Here is a 17,605-nt window from a genome sequence, read left to right as displayed (position 1 = left end):
CCATGATGTGACGTCAGTACCCCGAACGGAGACAACAGGCCAAACCCGAGGCCCCGCCCACCTCGCATGGTGAACGGGGCCCGTGTGGGTGACAAGGTCAACGGGGTGATGGACCCGTCGGATCCGTCGGATGAGAGATCATCCACGCACCGGAAAAATCACCGGCGCGCCCGGTTCACCGCGGAGACGACCGCCTTGAGCGAGGCCCGCACGATGTTGGCGTCGATCCCGACACCCCAGAGCACCTGCCCGTCGATCGCGCATTCGATGTACGCGGCGGCCTGGGACGCGGCACCCTCGCTCAGGGTGTGCTCGGAGTAGTCCAGCAGCCGTACATCCACATCGATCGAGGCCAGAGCCTCGAAGAAGGCCGCCAGCGGGCCGTTGCCGGTGCCGGTCAGCACCGTCTCGGCGCCGTCCACGACCGCCTCGACGGTGAGCGCGTCGGTGCCCTCGCTGGTGGTCGACGTCTGGGCGCTGCTCAGCGCGATCCGGCCCCACCGGTTGTCGTCGGTCGGCAGGTACTCGTCCTGGAAGGCCGCCCAGATCTGGCCCGGGGTGACCTCGCCGCCCTCGGCATCGGTCTTGGCCTGAATCGTCTTGGAGAACTCGATCTGCATCCTGCGCGGCAGGTCCAGGTTGTGGTCGTTCTTCAGGACATAGGCGATGCCGCCCTTGCCGGACTGGGAGTTCACCCGGATCACGGCCTCGTAGGAGCGGCCGACGTCCTTGGGGTCGATGGGCAGGTACGGGACCGCCCACTCGATCTCGTCCACCGTCTTGCCCTGCTCGGCGGCGCTCGCCTCCAGCGCCTCGAACCCCTTCTTGATGGCGTCCTGGTGGGAGCCGGAGAAGGAGGTGTAGACCAGATCGCCCGCGTAGGGGTGGCGCGGGTGGATCTCCATCTGGTTGCAGTACTCGGCGGTGCGGCGGATCTCGTCGATCTGCGAGAAGTCGATCTGCGGGTCGACGCCCTGGGAGAACAGGTTCATGCCCAGCGTCACCAGGTCGACATTGCCGGTGCGCTCGCCCTGCCCGAACAGACAGCCCTCGATCCGGTCCGCCCCGGCCATGATCGCCAGCTCGGCGGCGGCGACGGCGGTGCCGCGGTCGTTGTGCGGATGCACCGACAGGCAGATGTGCTCGCGCCGGGACAGCTGGCGCGACATCCACTCGAAGCGGTCCGCGTGGGTGGACGGGGTCGAGCGCTCGACGGTGGCCGGCAGATTGAGGATGATCTCGCGGCCCTCCTCGGGCTGCCAGACGTCCATGACGCCCTCGCAGACCTCCAGCGCGAAGTCCAGCTCGGTGTCGGTGAAGATCTCCGGGCTGTACTGGTAGCCGAAGACCGTCTCATCGCCGAGGATCTTGTCGGCGTACTCCACCACCAGCCGGGTGCCGTCCACCGCGATCTGCTTGACCTGCTCCCGGGTGCCGCGGAAGACGACGCGGCGGAAGGTGGGGGCGGTGGCGTTGTACAGGTGCACGGTGGCCCTGTGCGCCCCGCGCAGCGACTCCACGGTGCGCTCGATCAGCTCCTCGCGCGCCTGGGTGAGGACGGAGATCGTCACATCCTCCGGGATCGCGCCCTCCTCGATGATCGACCGTACGAAGTCGAAGTCGGTCTGGCCGGAGGAGGGGAAGCCGACCTCGATCTCCTTGTAGCCCATGCGCACCAGCAGGTCGAACATCTCGCGCTTACGGGCCGGGGACATCGGGTCGATCAGCGCCTGGTTGCCGTCCCGCAGATCGGTGGACAGCCAGCGCGGGGCGACGGTGATCCGGTTGTCCGGCCAGGTGCGGTCCGGGATGTCGACGGCCTCGTACTGGCCGTACTTATGGATCGGCATACCGGAGGGGCGCTGGGTGACGGTCGCGGCCGTGAGGGGCGTGGGACGCCCGACGGCACTACCGGAGGTCTGGGAATGGCCGGGCGTATCGGAGTGAGTCGTCATGGTGCGCGGGGCTCCTTGGGTAATCCGCTGCCCACAGGACGAATCCGTTGTCGCGGAGGTCCTGGGGCGGCCGACAGGGCGTGATCACTGCAACGCCGAACTCCGCGGGGAGGGGGTCGGCCTACGACTACAGGCCCTCGCCGCGGCAGCTAAGAAGAAGCAGCCCGAAACGCATGATGCCGAGCAGCCTAACCGACACGCACCGGAGCGGCGGAACCCGTATCACCATGCGGACCGAAACATGGTCTGCGGAGGAATACACATCTTCCACTCGATTTCAGCAATCATGACCGCAAGGCGTGACACCTACCTCACACGGTGCGACATTGCCAGCCATGGACGCCAACGCCAATGCCCCCGCGCAGGCCCGCAGTCACCGCCGTGGCACCTTCTGCACGATCGTGCCGCCGCATGTCCTCGACAAGCTGTCCCATGCCGAGGACGCCTCGCTGGCCGATCTCGCCCGCCGCACTCTGGAGCACGACGCCCTGCAGCGCACCCGCCGCCGGATCACCACCGTGCGCGGGGTCCCCGCCGCGCGGGCCGCCGCGCCCTCCGACAAGCCCGAGCGCACCATCTACGACGCCCACCGCAAGACCTCGCTGCCGGGGAAGAAGGTGCGCGGCGAGGGCGACCAGGCGAGCGGGGACGACTCGGTGAACCGCGCCTACGACGGGCTCGGCGCGACCTTCGAGCTCTTCCTCAAGGCGTACGGCAGGCGCTCGATCGACGACTCCGGCCTGCCGCTGAACGCGAGCGTCCACTACAGCGAGGACTACAACAACGCCTTCTGGGACGGCGAGCAGATGGTCTTCGGCGACGGGGACGGCGAGGTCTTCCTGGACTTCACCATCCCGGTCGACGTCATGGCCCACGAGCTCACCCACGGCGTCACGCAGTACACCGCCAACCTCGAGTACTTCGGCCAGTCCGGGGCGCTCAACGAGTCGATGTCCGACGTCTTCGGCTCACTGGTCAAGCAGCATGTGCTCGGCCACAGCGCCGAGCAGGCCGACTGGCTGATCGGCGCGGGGCTGCTGACGGACCGGGTCACCGGAGTGGCCCTGCGCTCGATGAAGGCCCCGGGCACGGCGTACGACGACGATGTGCTGGGCAAGGACCCGCAGCCGGGCACGATGGACGACTACGTCCGCACCTCACGCGACAACGGCGGCGTCCACATCAACTCCGGCATCCCCAACCACGCCTTCTACCTCGCCGCCACCGCCCTGGGCGGCAACGCCTGGGAGCGCGCCGGGCAGATCTGGTTCGACGTGCTGACCGGCGGCGATCTGGCCTCCGACGCGGAGTTCACCGACTTCGCCCACCTTACGGTGGCCGCGGCGCACGCCCGCTACGGCGAGGGCGAGGAGCAGACGGCGGTGCAGGAGGCGTGGGCCGGGGTGGGCATCACCGATCTGCGGGCCCGCGTGGACGCGCGCTAGAGCACGCCATCGGGTAGTGATGGAGCCATGCGCATCTCCGTCACCCGCACCGGCGGTTTCGCCGGAATCGAGCGCCGGGCCGAGCTGGACACCACCGGCCGGCCCGACGCCACGCATCTGGACGCCCTGGCCCACCAGGCCGTCGAGACCGGCCACATCACGGCCGCCCGCGGCGTCCCCGACGGCTTCCAGTACGAGATCACCGTCGACGGCCGCACCGTCCACGCCGCGGACCCCCATCTGAGCGACGCCCAGCGGGAACTGATCCGCACGGTGCTGAAGGAAGGCGCGTAGCGACGCTCAACGGGGGCCCAGACCCCCGTCTCCGCAGCCGCGTGGCCCAGGCTCAGAACCCCAGTTTCCGTAGCTGCTTCGGGTCGCGCTGCCAGTCCTTGGCGACCTTCACATGAAGGTCGAGGAAAACCGGCGTGCCCAGTAGCGCCTCGAACCCCCTCCCCCTGCCGCCCTCGCACCATTCGGCCCCAGGGGGCCTCCCAGGCTTCACACGGCCGCACCGGCCTCCGACCGGCAGTGAGGGCCAGCCTCAGAACCCCAACTTCCGCAACTGCTTCGGATCGCGCTGCCAATCCTTGGCGACCTTCACATGAAGGTCGAGGAAGACCGGCGTACCCAGTAGCGCCTCGAACCCCCTCCCCCTGCCGCCCTCGCACCACTCGGCCCCAGGGGGCCTCCCAGGCTTCACACGGCCGCACCGGCCTCCGACCGGCAGTGAGGACCAGCCTCAGAACCCCAACTTCCGCAACTGCTTCGGATCGCGCTGCCAATCCTTGGCAACCTTCACATGAAGGTCGAGGAAAACCGGCGTGCCCAGCAGCGCCTCGATGTGCTTGCGGGACTTGGTGCCGACCTCCTTGAGGCGGCGCCCCTTGGGGCCGATGATGATGCCCTTCTGGCTGGGCCGCTCGATATAGAGGTTGGCATGGATGTCGAGGAGCGGGCGGTCCGCGGGGCGGTCCTCGCGGGGCAGCATCTCCTCCACGACCACCGCGATGGAGTGCGGCAGTTCGTCCCGTACGCCCTCCAGCGCGGCCTCCCGGATCAGCTCGGCCACCATGACCTGCTCGGGCTCATCGGTAAGGTCGCCCTCGGGGTAGAGCGTCGGGCCCTCGGGCAGCAGCGGGACCAGCAGATCCGCCAGCAGGCCCACCTGCTTGTCACCGACAGCCGACACCGGGACGATCTCGGCCCATTCGAAGCCCAGCTCCGTGCCGAGCCGGTCGATGGCGATCAGTTGCTCGGCCAGTTGCTTGGACTCGACCAGATCGGTCTTGGTGACGATCGCGATCTTGGGGGTCTTCTTGATCCCCGCGAGTTCGGTGGCGATGTAGCGGTCGCCGGGGCCGAGCTTCTGGTCGGCGGGCAGGCAGAAGCCGATGACGTCGACCTCGGCCCAGGTGGTGCGCACGACATCGTTGAGCCGCTCGCCCAGCAGGGTGCGCGGCTTGTGCAGACCGGGGGTGTCGACGAGCACCAGCTGGGCGTCGGGGCGGTGCACGATGCCGCGGACGGTGTGGCGGGTGGTCTGCGGGCGGTTCGAGGTGATCGCGACCTTCGTCCCCACCAGCGCATTGGTCAGGGTCGACTTGCCCGCGTTGGGGCGGCCGACGAAGCAGGCGAAGCCCGAGCGGTGCGGGGTCTCCCGCTGCTCGGTCGGGGACGGGGAGGTACCGGCAGTCATGGACCCCATTCTCCCCGATACCCCGGCCCGCTCGGACCAGTCGTCCCGGGCCTCGTACGACCGGTCGTCCCGGGCCTCCTACGACCGGTCGTCCCGGGCCTCGTACGGCCAGTCGTCCCGGCCTCGTACGACCGCCGGTGGCCGGTGGGTCGGTCAGGCCGGGAGCGTGGCCCGCAGGGTGCCGTCGAGGCCCGCCAGCAGCACCGGCGTCCCGGCCCCGCCGAGGTCCCGTACGGCCGCGCGGTCCTCGTCCGACGCGCTCTCCGCCTCGGTCACCACGGCCGCGGCCTCCAGGGACGTGGCGCCGCTCGCCACGGCCATGGCGACGGCGGTCCGCAGGGCGCTCAGCTTCAGCGAGTCGAGGGCCACGGTCCCGGCGACATACGTACGCCCCGTCTCATCGCGGACGGCGGCGCCCTCCGCCACGGAGTTACGGGCCCGCGCGGAGCGGGCCAGCGTGATGATCTTGCGGTCTTCGGGGTCCAGCTCCGCTGCTTCGCTCATGCGGATGAGCATATGCGGGGCGTTGACCGGCGGTGACGCCGGTGGGGTGGACGGGGAGCCGGCCCCGAGCCCGCCCCGGGCACACGGCAGCCCGCGCCGGGCCGCTGTGCGGCGGCCCGGCGCGGGCGACTTGCGCGGTGCGGTTGTGCTCAGGCCCTTACGGTCAGGCCCTTACGGGAGGATCGGCGTCGGCTGGAAGGTCAGCGAGGCCGAGCCCGACGACGGGCTCAGGCCCGGGGCACCGGCGAAGGAGGCGGTGTACGTCGAGGCGGTGAGCACGGTCGGCGGGACGGTCACGTTGCTGAGCGTCGCCGTGCCGCTGGCGTTGGTGACCGCGCTGCCCAGCGGGATCGGGCCCAGCACGGAGTTGGCGACGAAGGTGAGGGTCTGGCCGGAGATCGGGTTGTTCGACGCGTCCCTCAGCGTCGCGCTCAGGGTCGGGATGATCAGCGTGCCGTTGAATCGCAGCCGGATGGTGGCCGGGGTGGCGGTCACGGTGGTCCCGGTCGGCGCCGCGACCACGTTCTGAGTGATCGTCGGTGAGGTCGAACCGCCGAAGCAGCCGTCGCCGCCGTAGGTGGCGGTGACCGTGTGCGGTCCGGCGGTGAGGGCGTTGGTGCTGGCCGTCGCCACGCCGGAGGCGTTGAGCGTGCCGGTGAGGGTGGGCCCGCCGCTGATCACGAAGGTGACGGTCCCGGTCGGCGTGCCCGTCGCAGGCGGCACCGCGGCCACGGTGGCCGTGAAGGTCACGTTCTGGCCCGGCGCGGACGGGTTCGGCGAGGAGGTGAGCGTGGTCGTCGTGCTCGCCTGGCCGACGGTGACGGTGCCGGAGGCCGACGAACCCGCGACGCCGGTGTTGCCCCCGTAGGTGGCCGTCACCGCATGTGCGCCGGTCGGGATGGCATTGGTCGTCACACATGCCTGGCCGCTGGCGTTGAGCGTTCCGGTCAAAGTCGGACCGCCCGTGATCACGAACGTCACGGTTCCGGTCGGAGCGCAGGTGCCGGGCGGATTCGTCGTCACCTGCGCGCACAAGGTCACCGGCTGGCCGCACACCGGAGAGGCGGGCGTGATGGTCAGCGTGGTCGTGGACGCGGCCTGGCCGACGGTGATGGAACCGGAGGCCGACGAGCCCGCGACGCCGGCGTTCCCCGCGTAGGTGGCCGTCACCGCATGCGTGCCCACCGGAATGGCGTTGGACGTCACACACGCCTGACCACTTGCGTCGAGCGTCCCGGTCAGCGTCGGACCGCCCGCGATCGTGAACGTCACCGTCCCGGTCGCGGTGCAGGTGCTGGGCGGCGAAACCGTCACCTGAGCACACAAGGTCACCGGCTGGCCGCACACCGGAGAGCTGGGCAGGAAGGACAGCGTCGTGGTCGAGACGCCCTGGTTGACCGTGACGGACCCGGTCGCGGACGAACTGGCGACGCCGGTGTCACCGGAGTAGGTGGCCGTCACCGCGTGGGTGCCGGGCGGGATGGCGCTGGTGGTCACGCAGGCCTGGCCGGTCCCATCGACCACCCCGGTCAGCGTCGGACCACCCGCGATCGCGAAGGTGACCGTTCCGGTCGGAACGCAGGTGCCGGGCGGCGTCGTGGTGACCTGGGCGCACAGAAGGACCGTCTCGCCGCATGACACCGTGCTGGGCGTGATGGTCAAGGCGGTCGTCGAGGACGCCTGGTTCACCGTGACGGATCCGGTCCCCGTCGAGCCCGTGACACCCCCGTCGCCCTCGTACGTCGCGGTCACGGTGTGCGTGCCGACCGGGATGGCATTGGTGGTCACGCACGCCTGGCCGGTCCCGTCCAGCGTGCCGGTCAGGGTCGGACCGCCGCTGATCACGAAGGTGACATTCCCGGTGGGGAGGCAGGTGCTCGGCGGCGCGACGGTCACGTCCGCGCAGATGGTCACCGTCTCACCGCAGACGGTCGGGCTGGACAAGACGCTCACCGTGGTGGTCGACGTGCCCTGCCCCACGGTGACCGACCCCGAGCCGGTGGAGCCCGCGACGCCCGTGTCGCCTCCGTACGTGGCCGTCACGGTGTAAGACCCCGCGGTCAGCGCGTTGGTGGACACGCATGCCTGGCCGGTCCCGTCCAGCACACCCGTCAGGGTCGGGCCGCCGGTGATCACGAAGGTCACCGTGCCCGTGGGCGTACAGGTGCTCGGCGGCGACACCGTCACCTGGGCGCAGATGGTGACCGTCTCACCGCAGACCGGTGCGGCCGGGGACACCGTGACCGTGGTGGTCGAGGCTCCCTGGCCGACCGTGACCGATGCGGTGTCGGTCGAGCCCGCGACATCCCCGTTGCCGTTGTAGGTGGCCGTCACGGTGTGAGTCCCCACCGGGATGGCGCTGGTCGTCACGCACACCTGGCCACTCGCGTCGAGCGCGGCGACGACGAACGGAACACCGTCGACGTCGAACGTCACCGTGCCCGTCGGGGTACAGGTGCCGGGCGGCGTCGTGGTGACCTGGGCGCACAGAGTCACCTCCTCACCGCAGACCGGCGCGGCAGGAGACACGGTGAGGGTCGTGGTCGAGTCCGCCGGGTTGACGGTGAGCGGCGTCAAGGCCGAGTTGGAAGCCGCGAAGTTGGTGTCGCCGTTGTAGAACGCGGCGACCTGGTGCGTGCCCACACTCAGGGCGGGGACGGTGACGGAGGCGTTCCCGGCCCCGTCGAGGGCCGCGGTCACCGTGGGCCCGTCCGCGCTGATGATGAAGGTGACCGTACCGGTGGGTGTGCCGCTGCCCGGGGGCACCGCCGCCACATTGGCGGTCAGCGTCACGGTCTCCCCGCAGACGGGCGCGGGCGGGACGAAGGTGACGGTGGTGACCGTCGCCGACTGGTTGACCTGCTGGATGGTCGTGCCGGACGAATTGTCCAGTGGGTCGGTGGAATTGACGAAGTTCGCCGTGACCACATGGGAGCCGACGGCGAGCGTCGAGTCGGTCACGCTGGCCGTACCGGAGTCGGGCCCGGTGGGGGTGAGCGTCACGGGGCCCAGGGTCGGGCCGCCGGTGATGACGAAGGTCACGTCTCCGAACGGAGCGGTCCCGGCGGTAATGCCGGTGACGGTGGCGGTGTAGGTGACGGATTGGCCGAAGACGGAGGGATTCGGCGTGGAGATCACCGCGGTGGTGGACATGGAAGCGGCCGCCCTTTCCTGATCTCAGGGGGATGAGCCGCCCGGCTCCGCGCGGCGCATGCAGCGCGGAGCCATGGCCTCTGCACGGGGGTGCCCATACGGCCGACCTGTCTACGTAAGCAAGACAAGTCGACTGTCCCCCGACAGAGGTATGGGCGACCCACCAGTCGGTATCTGCAAGTAAGCGGGTGCCTACGCCAGATGGGCCAGGGAGCGGACGGCTATTCCACTCGTATGGCGCAGCGCGGCCCGCGCGTTGCCGATGCGCTGGCGCGACGGCCCGCTGTCGCGCAGTCGGGTGCCGCGCCCCGGCGCGTGCCGCGGGAGCGCGCAGGGGCGGGTTTCGCGGCATGACAGTGCGGCCCGGTTTCTCGGCATAACGGCGCGGCCCCGCCCACGGGGTGTGGACGGGGCCGCATCACGGGCGCGTGGGGGCTGCTACAGGGCTACTCCGGCTCGGCCGCGGCGGTCTCGCGGACCGGCTCGACCAGCACCGTGACAATGCGGTTGCGGCGGCCCGCCGGGGACTCGGCGGTCAGCCGCAGCGCCTTGAGCGCGGGGTCGATGCCGCCCTCGGGGACGTCGACCTCGGCCGTGGCGCCCGCGATCGGCACCCGGCCCAGCGCCTTGGCGAGCAGCCCGCCCACCGTCTCGACGTCCTCGTCCTCCAGGTCGGTGCCGTACAGCTCGCCCAGGTCGCCGAGGGCGAGCCGGGCGGTCACCCGGTGGGTGCCGTCGCCGAGGTCCTCGATGGGCGGCAGCTCGCGGTCATACTCATCGGTGATCTCGCCGACGATCTCCTCGAGGATGTCCTCGATGGTGACGATGCCGGCCGTGCCGCCGTACTCGTCGATCACGACGGCGACATGGTTGCGCTCCTGCTGCATCTCGCGCAGCAGATCGCCCGCGTTCTTGGTGTCCGGGACGAAGGTGGCGGGCCGCATCGCGGTGGAGACCAGCTCGGCTTCGGCCTCGCGGTTGATATGCGTCTTACGGACAAGATCCTTGAGGTAGACGACCCCGACGATGTCGTCCTCGTTCTCCCCGGTGACCGGGATCCGGGAGAAGCCGGAGCGCAGCGCCAGGGTGAGGGCCTGCCGGATGGTCTTGAAGCGCTCGATGACCACGAGGTCGGTGCGCGGCACCATCACCTCGCGCACCAGGGTGTCGCCGAGCTCGAAGACGGAGTGGACCATGCGCCGCTCCTCGTCCTCGATCAGCGACTCCTGCTCGGCGAGGTCCACCAGGGCGCGCAGCTCGGCCTCGGAGGCGAACGGGCCCTTACGGAAGCCCTTGCCGGGCGTGAGCGCGTTACCGAGGAGGATCAGCAGCGGCGGGATGGGGCCCATGACCCGGGCCAGCGGGATCAGCACATAGGCGGCGACGGTCGCGGTGTTGAGCGGATGCTGGGCGCCGATCGTGCGCGGGGAGACGCCGACGGCCACATACGACACCAGGACCATCACGCCGATCGCGACGGTCAGCGCCTTCCAGGTCTCGTCGAACTCGCGCAGACTCGCGAACGTGACGACCGCGCCCGCCGCGACCTCGCAGGCGACCCTGACCAGCAGCGCCACATTGAGATAGCGGGTGGGGTCCTCGGCGACGAGCATCAGCTTGGCGCTGCCGCGCCGCCCGGAGCGCACGGCCTCCTCGGCCCGGAACCGGGTGGTGCGGGCGAGACCGGCCTCCGCGCAGGCCGCCAGCCAGGCCACCACGACCAGCAGGATGGTCGCGGTGACGAGCTGAGCGCTCATCGGACGGTGGGGGCCGGGGAGGGGCCGGTCAGGCCCTGCTCCGCGCGCCAGCCGTCGATGATGGCGGCCTGCAGGCCGAACATCTCGGCGCGCTCGTCCGCCTCCTCGTGGTCATAGCCGAGGAGGTGGAGGACGCCGTGGACGGTGAGCAGGTGCAGCTCCTCGTCCATGGAGTGCCCGGTCGGCGCCTCCTCCCCCTGCTTTTTGGCCACTTCGGGGCAGAGCACGATGTCCCCGAGGAGGCCCTGCGGGGGCTCCTCGTCGTCCTTGGCCGGCGGGCGCAGCTCGTCCATCGGGAAGGACATGACATCCGTCGGCCCCGGCAGGTCCATCCACTGGATGTGCAGCTGCTCCATGGCGTCGGCGTCAACGACGATCACCGAGAGCTCGGAGAGCGGGTGGATACGCATCCGGGCCAGCGCGTAGCGGGCGACGTCGAGCACAGCCCGCTCGTCGATGTCGATACCGGACTCGTTGTTGACGTCGATCGCCATGGGGGTTCGTGGTTACTTTCCGTTGCGGCTGTCGTACTGGTCGTATGCGTCGACGATACGGCCGACCAGCTTGTGACGGACCACGTCGGTGCTGGTGAGCATGGAGAAGTGAACGTCCTCGACGCCGTCCAGGATCTCCCGCACCTGGCGCAGACCGCTCTTGGTCCCGCCCGGGAGGTCGATCTGGGTGATGTCGCCCGTGATCACTATCTTGGAGTCGAAGCCGAGCCGGGTGAGGAACATCTTCATCTGCTCGGGGTTCGTGTTCTGGGCCTCGTCGAGGATGATGAACGCGTCATTGAGCGTCCGGCCACGCATATACGCCAGCGGCGCGACCTCGATCGTGCCCGCGGCCATCAGGCGCGGGATGGAGTCGGGGTCGAGCATGTCGTGCAGCGCGTCGTAGAGCGGCCGCAGATACGGGTCGATCTTCTCGTAGAGGGTGCCGGGCAGGAAGCCGAGCCGCTCCCCCGCCTCGACCGCCGGCCGGGTGAGGATGATCCGGGTGACCTGCTTGGACTGCAGCGCCTGGACCGCCTTGGCCATGGCCAGATAGGTCTTGCCGGTGCCCGCGGGGCCGATGCCGAAGACGACCGTGTGCTTGTCGATGGCGTCGACATAGCGCTTCTGGTTGAGCGTCTTGGGACGGATGGTGCGACCGCGGTTGGAGAGGATGTTCTGGGTGAGCACCTCGGCAGGCGTCTCCTGCCCTCCGCCCTCTCCATTTTCGGCCGCGCGCAACATGGAGATCGAGCGCTCCACCGCATCCTCCGTCATCGGTTGACCGGTGCGGAGCACCAGCATCATCTCATCGAACAGACGCTGGACCAGGGCGACTTCCTTCGGATCCCCGGTGGCGCTGACTTGGTTGCCCCGTACGTGAATATCGGTCGCCGGGAACGCGTTCTCGATCACACGCAGCAGCGCATCACCGGATCCCAGCACCATGACCATGGGGTGCTTGTTCGGGACCGTGAACTGCGCATGCGCCTGCGGTGCTGTGGTTGGTTGCGTCATGGGCCGGCTCTCTGGCCTGCTTCTACCTCCTGGCACAAGGGTTCTCGCCGCTCGACAACCTTGGCTACAAGGGTACGACGGAGCACCGACAAGACCCGAGTACTTTTACTCCTCATCCACTCATCACCTCACTCACCTGGGGCTCCCGCGCCCCGGCCGCCCCAGGGTCCGGGGCCTCGGCGCTACGCCTGGCGGAAACCGATCGTCGGAACGGCCCGGCGCAGCGGCCAGGGGCGGGCGGCGGCCGGGAGCAGCCGGTCGAGGAAGGCGTAGCGGCGCAGCGCGCGGCCGGGCTGGTCGTCGTAGGAGCGGGCGTGCTGCCACCAGGCGGCGATCTCGACCCAGCCGGGCGCGGACAGCGAGCCGCCGAACTCCTGCACCGACAGCGCGGCGGTCAGCCCGGCGAAGGCCAGCCGGTCGGCGAGCGGCCAGTCGGCGAGCGTGCCGGTGACGAAACCGGCGACGAACACGTCCCCGGCGCCGGTCGGGTCCAGGGCCTCCACGGAGATCGCGGGCACCTCTGCGGTCTCGCCGGTGCGGCCGTCGACCGCGTACGCCCCCTCGGAGCCGAGCGTGACGACGGCGAGCGGGACCAGGTCGGCGAGGGCCCGGGCGGCGGCGCGCGGGCAGTCGGTGCGGGTGTAGCGCATCGCCTCCTCGGCATTGGGCAGGAACGCCTCGCAGTGCTCCAGCTCGGCGAGGTCGGCCGGATCCCAGCGGCCGGTGTCGTCCCAGCCGACGTCCGCGAAGACCCTGCTGCCGCGGCGGGCGGCCTCGGCGACCCACTCCTGGCCGCGGCCGGGCACCAGGGAGGCCACGGCGGCGCGGGCCGGGGGCGGGCAGCTGGGGGCGGGCTCCTCGGGCGGCGGGGCCTCATGGCCGTGGGAGACCATGGTCCGCTCGCCCTCGTAGGCCATCGAGACGGTCACCGGGGAGTGCCAGCCGGGGATCGTGCGGGAGAGCGAGAGATCGATGCCCTCGCCGCGGTCCAGGGCGTCCTGGCAGTAGTCCCCGTAGTGGTCGTCGCCGAAGGCGGCGGCGAGCGAGGTGCGCAGGCCGAGCCGGGCCAGGGCGGTGGCCATATTGGCGACGCCGCCGGGGCTCGACCCCATACCGCGGGCCCAGGATTCGGTGCCGCGGACGGGGGCGGTGTCCAGACCGGTGAAGATGATGTCGAGGAAGACGGTGCCGGTGAGATAGACGTCGCACGCCGGGTCACCGGGCCGGCGAACGGCCTCGAGCGGGTCGAGCAGGGGGTAACCCGCTGTGAGCATGTCGCCGTTGTGTGTCGTCACCGCGCTCTCCCAGGTCTGACCGGTCCGCCTCCATCGTCGGATGCGGGTGCGGACAGTGTGCACGATGGCACGGACAACGGGCCGGGGACCGGCAAGCGTCACCCCCTCGGGGCGTCTGCCGTCCCCACCGGTCCGCAGGACCCGTCGCGGCGCGGGCCTGTACCGTCCGCGGCCCGGGCGGCCCGGGCGGCCCCGTCGCGGCGCGGCATGCGCCGTCCCCGGGGCCCTACGCCCTCGCCCAGGCGCCCTCAGCGCCGTTTGGGCAGCGCCACCGTCATCAGGTCCTCGGCGACCGTGAGCTCCCCCTCGAACCCGGCGGCCCGCGCCTGGCGCTCGAAGTCGGACGGATCGCCGTAGCGCTGCGAGAAGTGCGTCAGCACCAGATGCCGCGCCCCCGCCCCGGCCGCGACCCGGGCCGCCTGCCCGGCGGTCAGATGCCCGTACTCGACGGCCAGCGCCTCCTCCTCGTCCAGGAAGGTCGACTCGATGACCAGCAGATCGCACCCCTGCGCCAGCGCGGAGACGCCGTCGCACAGCCGGGTGTCCATGATGAACGCGAAGCGCTGCCCCCGGCGCACCTCGCTGACCTCTTCGAGCGTGACCGTACGCCCCTCGATCTCCAGCGCCCGATCCCGCTGCAGCCGGCCGATGTCCGGGCCGCGGACGCCGAACGCGGCGAGCCGCTCGGGCAGCATCCTGCGGCCGTCCGGTTCGATCAGGCGATAGCCGTACGACTCGACGGGGTGCGAGAGCCGGGCCGCCTCCAGTGTGTACGCGGGGGTGCGGGCCAGCACCGCGCCGTCACCGGCGACCGGCTCCTCGGTCAGCGCCACCGTCTCGCGGTAGGCGGTCGCGTACCGCAGCCGCTCGAAGAACCGCTGTCCGCTCGCCGGGTAGTGGGCGGTCACCCGGTGCGGCACCCGGTCGAGGTTGATCCGCTGGATCACCCCGGCCAGGCCCAGGGAGTGATCCCCGTGGAAGTGCGTGACGCAGATCCGGTCGATGTCATGGGCGGCGACCCCGGCCCGCAGCATCTGGCGCTGGGTGCCCTCGCCGGGGTCGAACAGCAGGCCCTCGCCATCCCAGCGCAGCAGATAGCCATTGTGGTTGCGGTGCCGGGTCGGCACCTGGCTGGCGGTGCCGAGGACGATCAGTTCCCGTGCGGACAAGGGTTATCCGGGGGGCCAGTTGAGCCCGCGGCCGCCCAGGACGTGGGCATGGGCGTGGAAGACGGTCTGACCGGCGCCGGAGCCGGTGTTGAACACCACGCGGTAGCCCGTCTCGACGAGCTTCTCATCGGCGGCGACCACGCCCGCCTCGCGCAGCACATCCGCGGCGACCTGGGGTTCGGCAGCGGCGAGGGAGGCCGCGTCCGGGTAGTGCACCTTGGGGATCACCAGGATGTGCGTGGGTGCCTGGGGGTTTATGTCGCGGAAGGCGACGGTGGTGTCCGTCTCGCGGACGACGGTGGCCGGCACCTCCCCCGAGACAATCTTGCAGAACAGGCAGTCGGCCTGCGGTTCTCCCGCCACCGGTGGCTCCTTACGGATCGTCGGCACATACGGTCCGGATGGTACCGGGAGCCCCTGCCGACAGGAGAGATCGCGGCCTATTCGCCCTGACTACCGCCCTCGGTACCGCCCTTACCGGCGCTGTCCCCGGTACCGGCCTGACCGGCGCCGCCTTCGGTCGTCGGATGGTCCCAGGGGTGGCTGCGGGTCGGCTGGGGGCTGTCCGTGGTCGGGCGGTCCCACGGGTGGCTGCGGGTCGGCTGGGGGGCCTCGGTGGTCCGGTGGTCCCACGGGTGACTGCGGGTCGGCTGGGGGCTCTTCGTGGTCGGGCGGTCCCACGAGTGGCTGAAGGTCGGCCGGGGGCTGTCGGTGTCCGGGCCGCCGCCCTGGCACTCCCCGATCACCTGCGCCTCGAAGACCTTCCGGCCGTCCACCTCGCCGGTCACATCGCCCCGGACGCAGTGGTCCGCCCGTACATAGGTCACCCGGCCTTTGATCCTGATGTCCTTGTCGTTGTCGGCCCTGCCGTGGCAGTCCACCCGCGCGTCGGTCTCCCCGGACCGCTCGCTCCGCGAGGGCGAAGCACCGGCCGTATGGCCGTTCTTGAACTCGGCGTTGCAGCTCATCCAGCGGACGCCGACGCCGCCCCGCTCCAGCGCCTCCGTGACGACCTGGTCCGTGGTGATCGCGACCGTCACGGAGCTGATGCCGCCGCCCGTCGGCTCACACGCCGTCACCGCGACCGCCGCGCCGACCGCCGCGACGGACAAGAGCGTCCGTCCCCGCCTTGCCTGACTCAATACCCCCATAGGGGATAGGTTCCCATCGGCCGACGCCTATCGGAAGGCCGTCCTCGGCCAGGTACGGGCGCACAGAAGCGCGAAGAGACCCCAGAGAGGCCGCTCACCCCAGAGGGGCCGCTCACCCCAGAGGGGCCCCTCAGCCCCAGCGGCCGGTGCGGCCGAGCAGCAGCGCGGCGGCCGCCGTTCCGGCCGTGGAGGTGCGCAGCACGCTCGGGCCCAGCCGGTACGGCCGCGCGCCCGCCTCCGCGAAGGCCGCCAACTCCTCGGCGGACACGCCCCCTTCGGGCCCGACGACCAGCACGATCTCGCCACTCGCGGGCAGTTGGGCCGTCGCGAGCGGTTCGCCGCCCTCCTCGTGGAGCACGGCCGCGAACGCGGCTTCGGCGAGAAGCCGGGCAACCTGCTTGGTCGTCATCGCGTCCGGGACCTCGGGGAAGGTCAGCCGACGGGACTGCTTGCCCGCCTCGCGCGCGGTCGACCGCCACTTGCCGAGCGCCTTGAGGCCGCGCTCGCCCTTCCACTGGGTGATGCAGCGGGACGCCGACCACGGAACGACGGCGTCCACACCGGTCTCCGTCATGGTCTCCACCGCCAGCTCGCCCCGGTCACCCTTGGGCAGCGCCTGGACGACGGTGATCCTCGGGTCCGGGGCCGCCTCCTGGCGCACCTCGTCCACCGCGATCTGCAGCCGGTCCTTGCCCTCGACGGCCGCCACGGTGCCCTGGACGCCCGTACCGTGACCGTCCGTCAGCACCACGGGCTCACCGACGCGCAGCCGCCTTACGGACACCGCGTGGCGCCCCTCCGGGCCCTCCAGCCAGACCCGGGCCCCCGCGGCCGCACCCGCCAGGGAGTCGGCCACGAACACCGGGGCGGTCACGACACCGCACCCCGCTGGGACTGAAGGCCCAACTGGGCCCGCGCGGCGTCGAGTTCCACCGCGAGCGTCTCCACCAGCCGCGCGGCGGGCAGTTCGCGCGCCAGCCGGTGCCCCTGCCCGGCCCACAGCGCCATCCCCTGCGGATCGCCCGCCTTGGCGGCCGCCTTACGGAGGCCGGACGTCATGTGGTGCAGCTGGGGGTAGGCGGCGGGCGCGTGCGGGCCGTGCTCGCGCATGAAGCGGTTGACCAGGCCCCGGGCCGGGCGGCCGGAGAAGGCGCGGGTCAGCTCGGTCCGGCCGAACAGCGGATCCGTCATCGCCTGCTTGTGCAGGGCGTTCGCCCCGGACTCGGGGCACACCAGGAACGCGGTCCCCAGCTGGGCCGCGACCGCGCCCGAGGCCAGCGCCGCGGCGATCTGCGAACCGCGCATTATCCCGCCCGCCGCGATGATCGGGATCTGCACATACTCACGGACCAGCGTGATCAGCGACAGCAGACCGAGCCCGGCGCCCATCCCGTCGACGGCCGGGTCATTGCTGTACGTGCCCTGGTGGCCGCCTGCCTCCACGCCCTGCACACAGACGGCGTCGGCGCCCGCCCACTGGGCGGTCTGCGCCTCGACGGGCGAGGTCACGGTCACGATCGTGCGGGTGCCTGCCTTGGCGAAGGCGTCGAGGACCGCGCGGGTCGGGCAGCCGAAGGTGAACGAGACGACCGGAACCGGGTTGTCGAGGAGTACGGCGAGCTTGGCGTCGTACGCGTCGTCCGAGCCCGCGTGCGGGTCGCCCAGCGGAGTCTCGTACCAGGCCGCCTCGCCCGTGAGCCGCGCCCGGTAAGCCCCGACGGCGGCCGTGTCGGCGTTGGACGGCTGCGGCATGAACAGATTGACACCGAAGTGCCGGCCGGTCAGCCCTCGCAGCTGTTTGATCTCCTCATACATCGCTTCCGGCGTCTTGTAGCCGGCAGCGAGGAAACCGAGGCCACCGGCCTCGGAGACAGTGGCGGCGAGCTGCGGGCAGGAGGCTCCACCCGCCATCGGCGCCTGCACGATCGGGTACCGGTAAAGATCGGTCAGCGCGGAGGACATGGCC

At 70.9% G+C, this 17,605-nt stretch carries 15 protein-coding genes and 2 pseudogenes; 2 read left to right on the top strand and 15 right to left on the bottom strand.

Features of this window, described 5'->3' with window-relative positions; translation table 11 throughout:
- Positions 1–158: 158 nt before the first annotated feature.
- On the bottom strand, positions 159–1,955 hold the full coding sequence (leuA, locus tag J5X86_RS09330) for a 2-isopropylmalate synthase (protein WP_208516269.1): 1,797 nt from the start codon (positions 1,953–1,955) through the stop codon (positions 159–161).
- Between the two features lie 335 nt (positions 1,956–2,290).
- Between leuA and J5X86_RS09325 the strand changes: the two genes are divergently transcribed.
- Together J5X86_RS09325 and J5X86_RS09320 are read left to right on the top strand one after the other, a co-directional pair.
- Positions 2,291–3,400 (top strand): M4 family metallopeptidase, encoded by a 1,110-nt coding sequence (locus J5X86_RS09325; RefSeq protein ID WP_208516268.1) that lies wholly within the window; start codon positions 2,291–2,293, stop codon positions 3,398–3,400.
- 27 nt (positions 3,401–3,427) lie between these two features.
- On the top strand, positions 3,428–3,694 hold the full coding sequence (locus tag J5X86_RS09320; protein ID WP_078641349.1) for a protealysin inhibitor emfourin: 267 nt from the start codon (positions 3,428–3,430) through the stop codon (positions 3,692–3,694).
- A 52-nt stretch (positions 3,695–3,746) separates the two neighbouring features.
- Here J5X86_RS09320 and J5X86_RS09315 read toward each other — a convergent pair.
- The 14 genes and pseudogenes from J5X86_RS09315 to J5X86_RS09250 form a co-directional block, all read right to left on the bottom strand.
- Positions 3,747–3,845, bottom strand: a pseudogene (locus tag J5X86_RS09315) (GTPase Era); the annotation flags it as partial.
- A gap of 99 nt (positions 3,846–3,944) precedes the next feature.
- Positions 3,945–4,043: pseudogene (locus J5X86_RS09310) on the bottom strand (GTPase Era); the annotation flags it as partial.
- 99 nt (positions 4,044–4,142) lie between these two features.
- Positions 4,143–5,099, bottom strand: coding sequence for a GTPase Era (gene era, locus J5X86_RS09305; RefSeq protein ID WP_107439062.1), 957 nt, complete (start codon positions 5,097–5,099; stop codon positions 4,143–4,145).
- Between the two features lie 153 nt (positions 5,100–5,252).
- Positions 5,253–5,603 (bottom strand): cytidine deaminase, encoded by a 351-nt coding sequence (locus J5X86_RS09300; RefSeq protein WP_208516267.1) that lies wholly within the window; start codon positions 5,601–5,603, stop codon positions 5,253–5,255.
- A 171-nt stretch (positions 5,604–5,774) separates the two neighbouring features.
- Complete coding sequence (locus J5X86_RS09295) at positions 5,775–8,756, bottom strand: Ig-like domain-containing protein (protein WP_208516266.1); 2,982 nt, start codon at positions 8,754–8,756, stop codon at positions 5,775–5,777.
- Between the two features lie 446 nt (positions 8,757–9,202).
- Positions 9,203–10,513: a hemolysin family protein gene (locus J5X86_RS09290; RefSeq protein ID WP_208516265.1), complete on the bottom strand. Its 1,311-nt coding sequence runs from the start codon at positions 10,511–10,513 to the stop codon at positions 9,203–9,205.
- Entirely contained in the window at positions 10,510–11,007 is a 498-nt protein-coding gene (ybeY, locus tag J5X86_RS09285) for an rRNA maturation RNase YbeY (RefSeq protein ID WP_208516264.1), read from the bottom strand. Before ybeY ends, J5X86_RS09290 begins: the two co-directional genes overlap by 4 nt.
- 12 nt (positions 11,008–11,019) lie before the next feature.
- The gene (locus J5X86_RS09280; protein ID WP_093461702.1) at positions 11,020–12,024 is read right to left on the bottom strand and encodes a PhoH family protein; all 1,005 of its coding nucleotides are present in this window, start codon (positions 12,022–12,024) and stop codon (positions 11,020–11,022) included.
- A 182-nt stretch (positions 12,025–12,206) separates the two neighbouring features.
- On the bottom strand, positions 12,207–13,298 hold the full coding sequence (locus J5X86_RS09275) for a PfkB family carbohydrate kinase (RefSeq protein ID WP_208516553.1): 1,092 nt from the start codon (positions 13,296–13,298) through the stop codon (positions 12,207–12,209).
- Positions 13,299–13,567: 269 nt separating this feature from the next.
- Positions 13,568–14,488, bottom strand: a complete 921-nt coding sequence (locus J5X86_RS09270; RefSeq protein WP_119988290.1) for a ribonuclease Z — start codon at positions 14,486–14,488, stop codon at positions 13,568–13,570.
- A 3-nt stretch (positions 14,489–14,491) separates the two neighbouring features.
- Positions 14,492–14,851, bottom strand: a complete 360-nt coding sequence (locus J5X86_RS09265; protein WP_208516263.1) for a histidine triad nucleotide-binding protein — start codon at positions 14,849–14,851, stop codon at positions 14,492–14,494.
- 77 nt (positions 14,852–14,928) lie between these two features.
- Positions 14,929–15,600 (bottom strand): hypothetical protein, encoded by a 672-nt coding sequence (locus J5X86_RS09260; RefSeq protein ID WP_208516262.1) that lies wholly within the window; start codon positions 15,598–15,600, stop codon positions 14,929–14,931.
- 169 nt (positions 15,601–15,769) lie between these two features.
- On the bottom strand, positions 15,770–16,513 hold the full coding sequence (locus J5X86_RS09255) for a 16S rRNA (uracil(1498)-N(3))-methyltransferase (RefSeq protein WP_119988293.1): 744 nt from the start codon (positions 16,511–16,513) through the stop codon (positions 15,770–15,772).
- Complete coding sequence (locus J5X86_RS09250) at positions 16,510–17,601, bottom strand: nitronate monooxygenase (protein WP_208516261.1); 1,092 nt, start codon at positions 17,599–17,601, stop codon at positions 16,510–16,512. The genes J5X86_RS09255 and J5X86_RS09250 overlap by 4 nt, the downstream gene beginning before the upstream one ends.
- Positions 17,602–17,605 lie beyond the last annotated feature (4 nt).

Origin of the sequence: Streptomyces sp. NEAU-YJ-81 (assembly GCF_017592595.1) — a bacterium.
GTDB lineage: Bacteria > Actinomycetota > Actinomycetes > Streptomycetales > Streptomycetaceae > Streptomyces > Streptomyces hygroscopicus_B.
The sequence above is the reverse complement of the archived record's forward strand: the minus strand, read 5'-3'. Positions and strand labels throughout refer to the sequence as shown.

Coding starts and splice junctions, on each gene's coding strand:
- J5X86_RS09275 (WP_208516553.1), bottom strand. CDS start 13,298: ATGCTCACAGCGGGTTACCCCCTGCTCGACCCGCTCGAGGCCGTTCGC.
- J5X86_RS09325 (WP_208516268.1), top strand. CDS start 2,291: ATGGACGCCAACGCCAATGCCCCCGCGCAGGCCCGCAGTCACCGCCGT.
- era (WP_107439062.1), bottom strand. CDS start 5,099: ATGACTGCCGGTACCTCCCCGTCCCCGACCGAGCAGCGGGAGACCCCG.
- J5X86_RS09320 (WP_078641349.1), top strand. CDS start 3,428: ATGCGCATCTCCGTCACCCGCACCGGCGGTTTCGCCGGAATCGAGCGC.
- ybeY (WP_208516264.1), bottom strand. CDS start 11,007: ATGGCGATCGACGTCAACAACGAGTCCGGTATCGACATCGACGAGCGG.
- J5X86_RS09290 (WP_208516265.1), bottom strand. CDS start 10,513: ATGAGCGCTCAGCTCGTCACCGCGACCATCCTGCTGGTCGTGGTGGCC.
- J5X86_RS09295 (WP_208516266.1), bottom strand. CDS start 8,756: ATGTCCACCACCGCGGTGATCTCCACGCCGAATCCCTCCGTCTTCGGC.
- J5X86_RS09300 (WP_208516267.1), bottom strand. CDS start 5,603: ATGAGCGAAGCAGCGGAGCTGGACCCCGAAGACCGCAAGATCATCACG.
- J5X86_RS09250 (WP_208516261.1), bottom strand. CDS start 17,601: ATGTCCTCCGCGCTGACCGATCTTTACCGGTACCCGATCGTGCAGGCG.
- J5X86_RS09280 (WP_093461702.1), bottom strand. CDS start 12,024: ATGACGCAACCAACCACAGCACCGCAGGCGCATGCGCAGTTCACGGTC.
- leuA (WP_208516269.1), bottom strand. CDS start 1,955: ATGACGACTCACTCCGATACGCCCGGCCATTCCCAGACCTCCGGTAGT.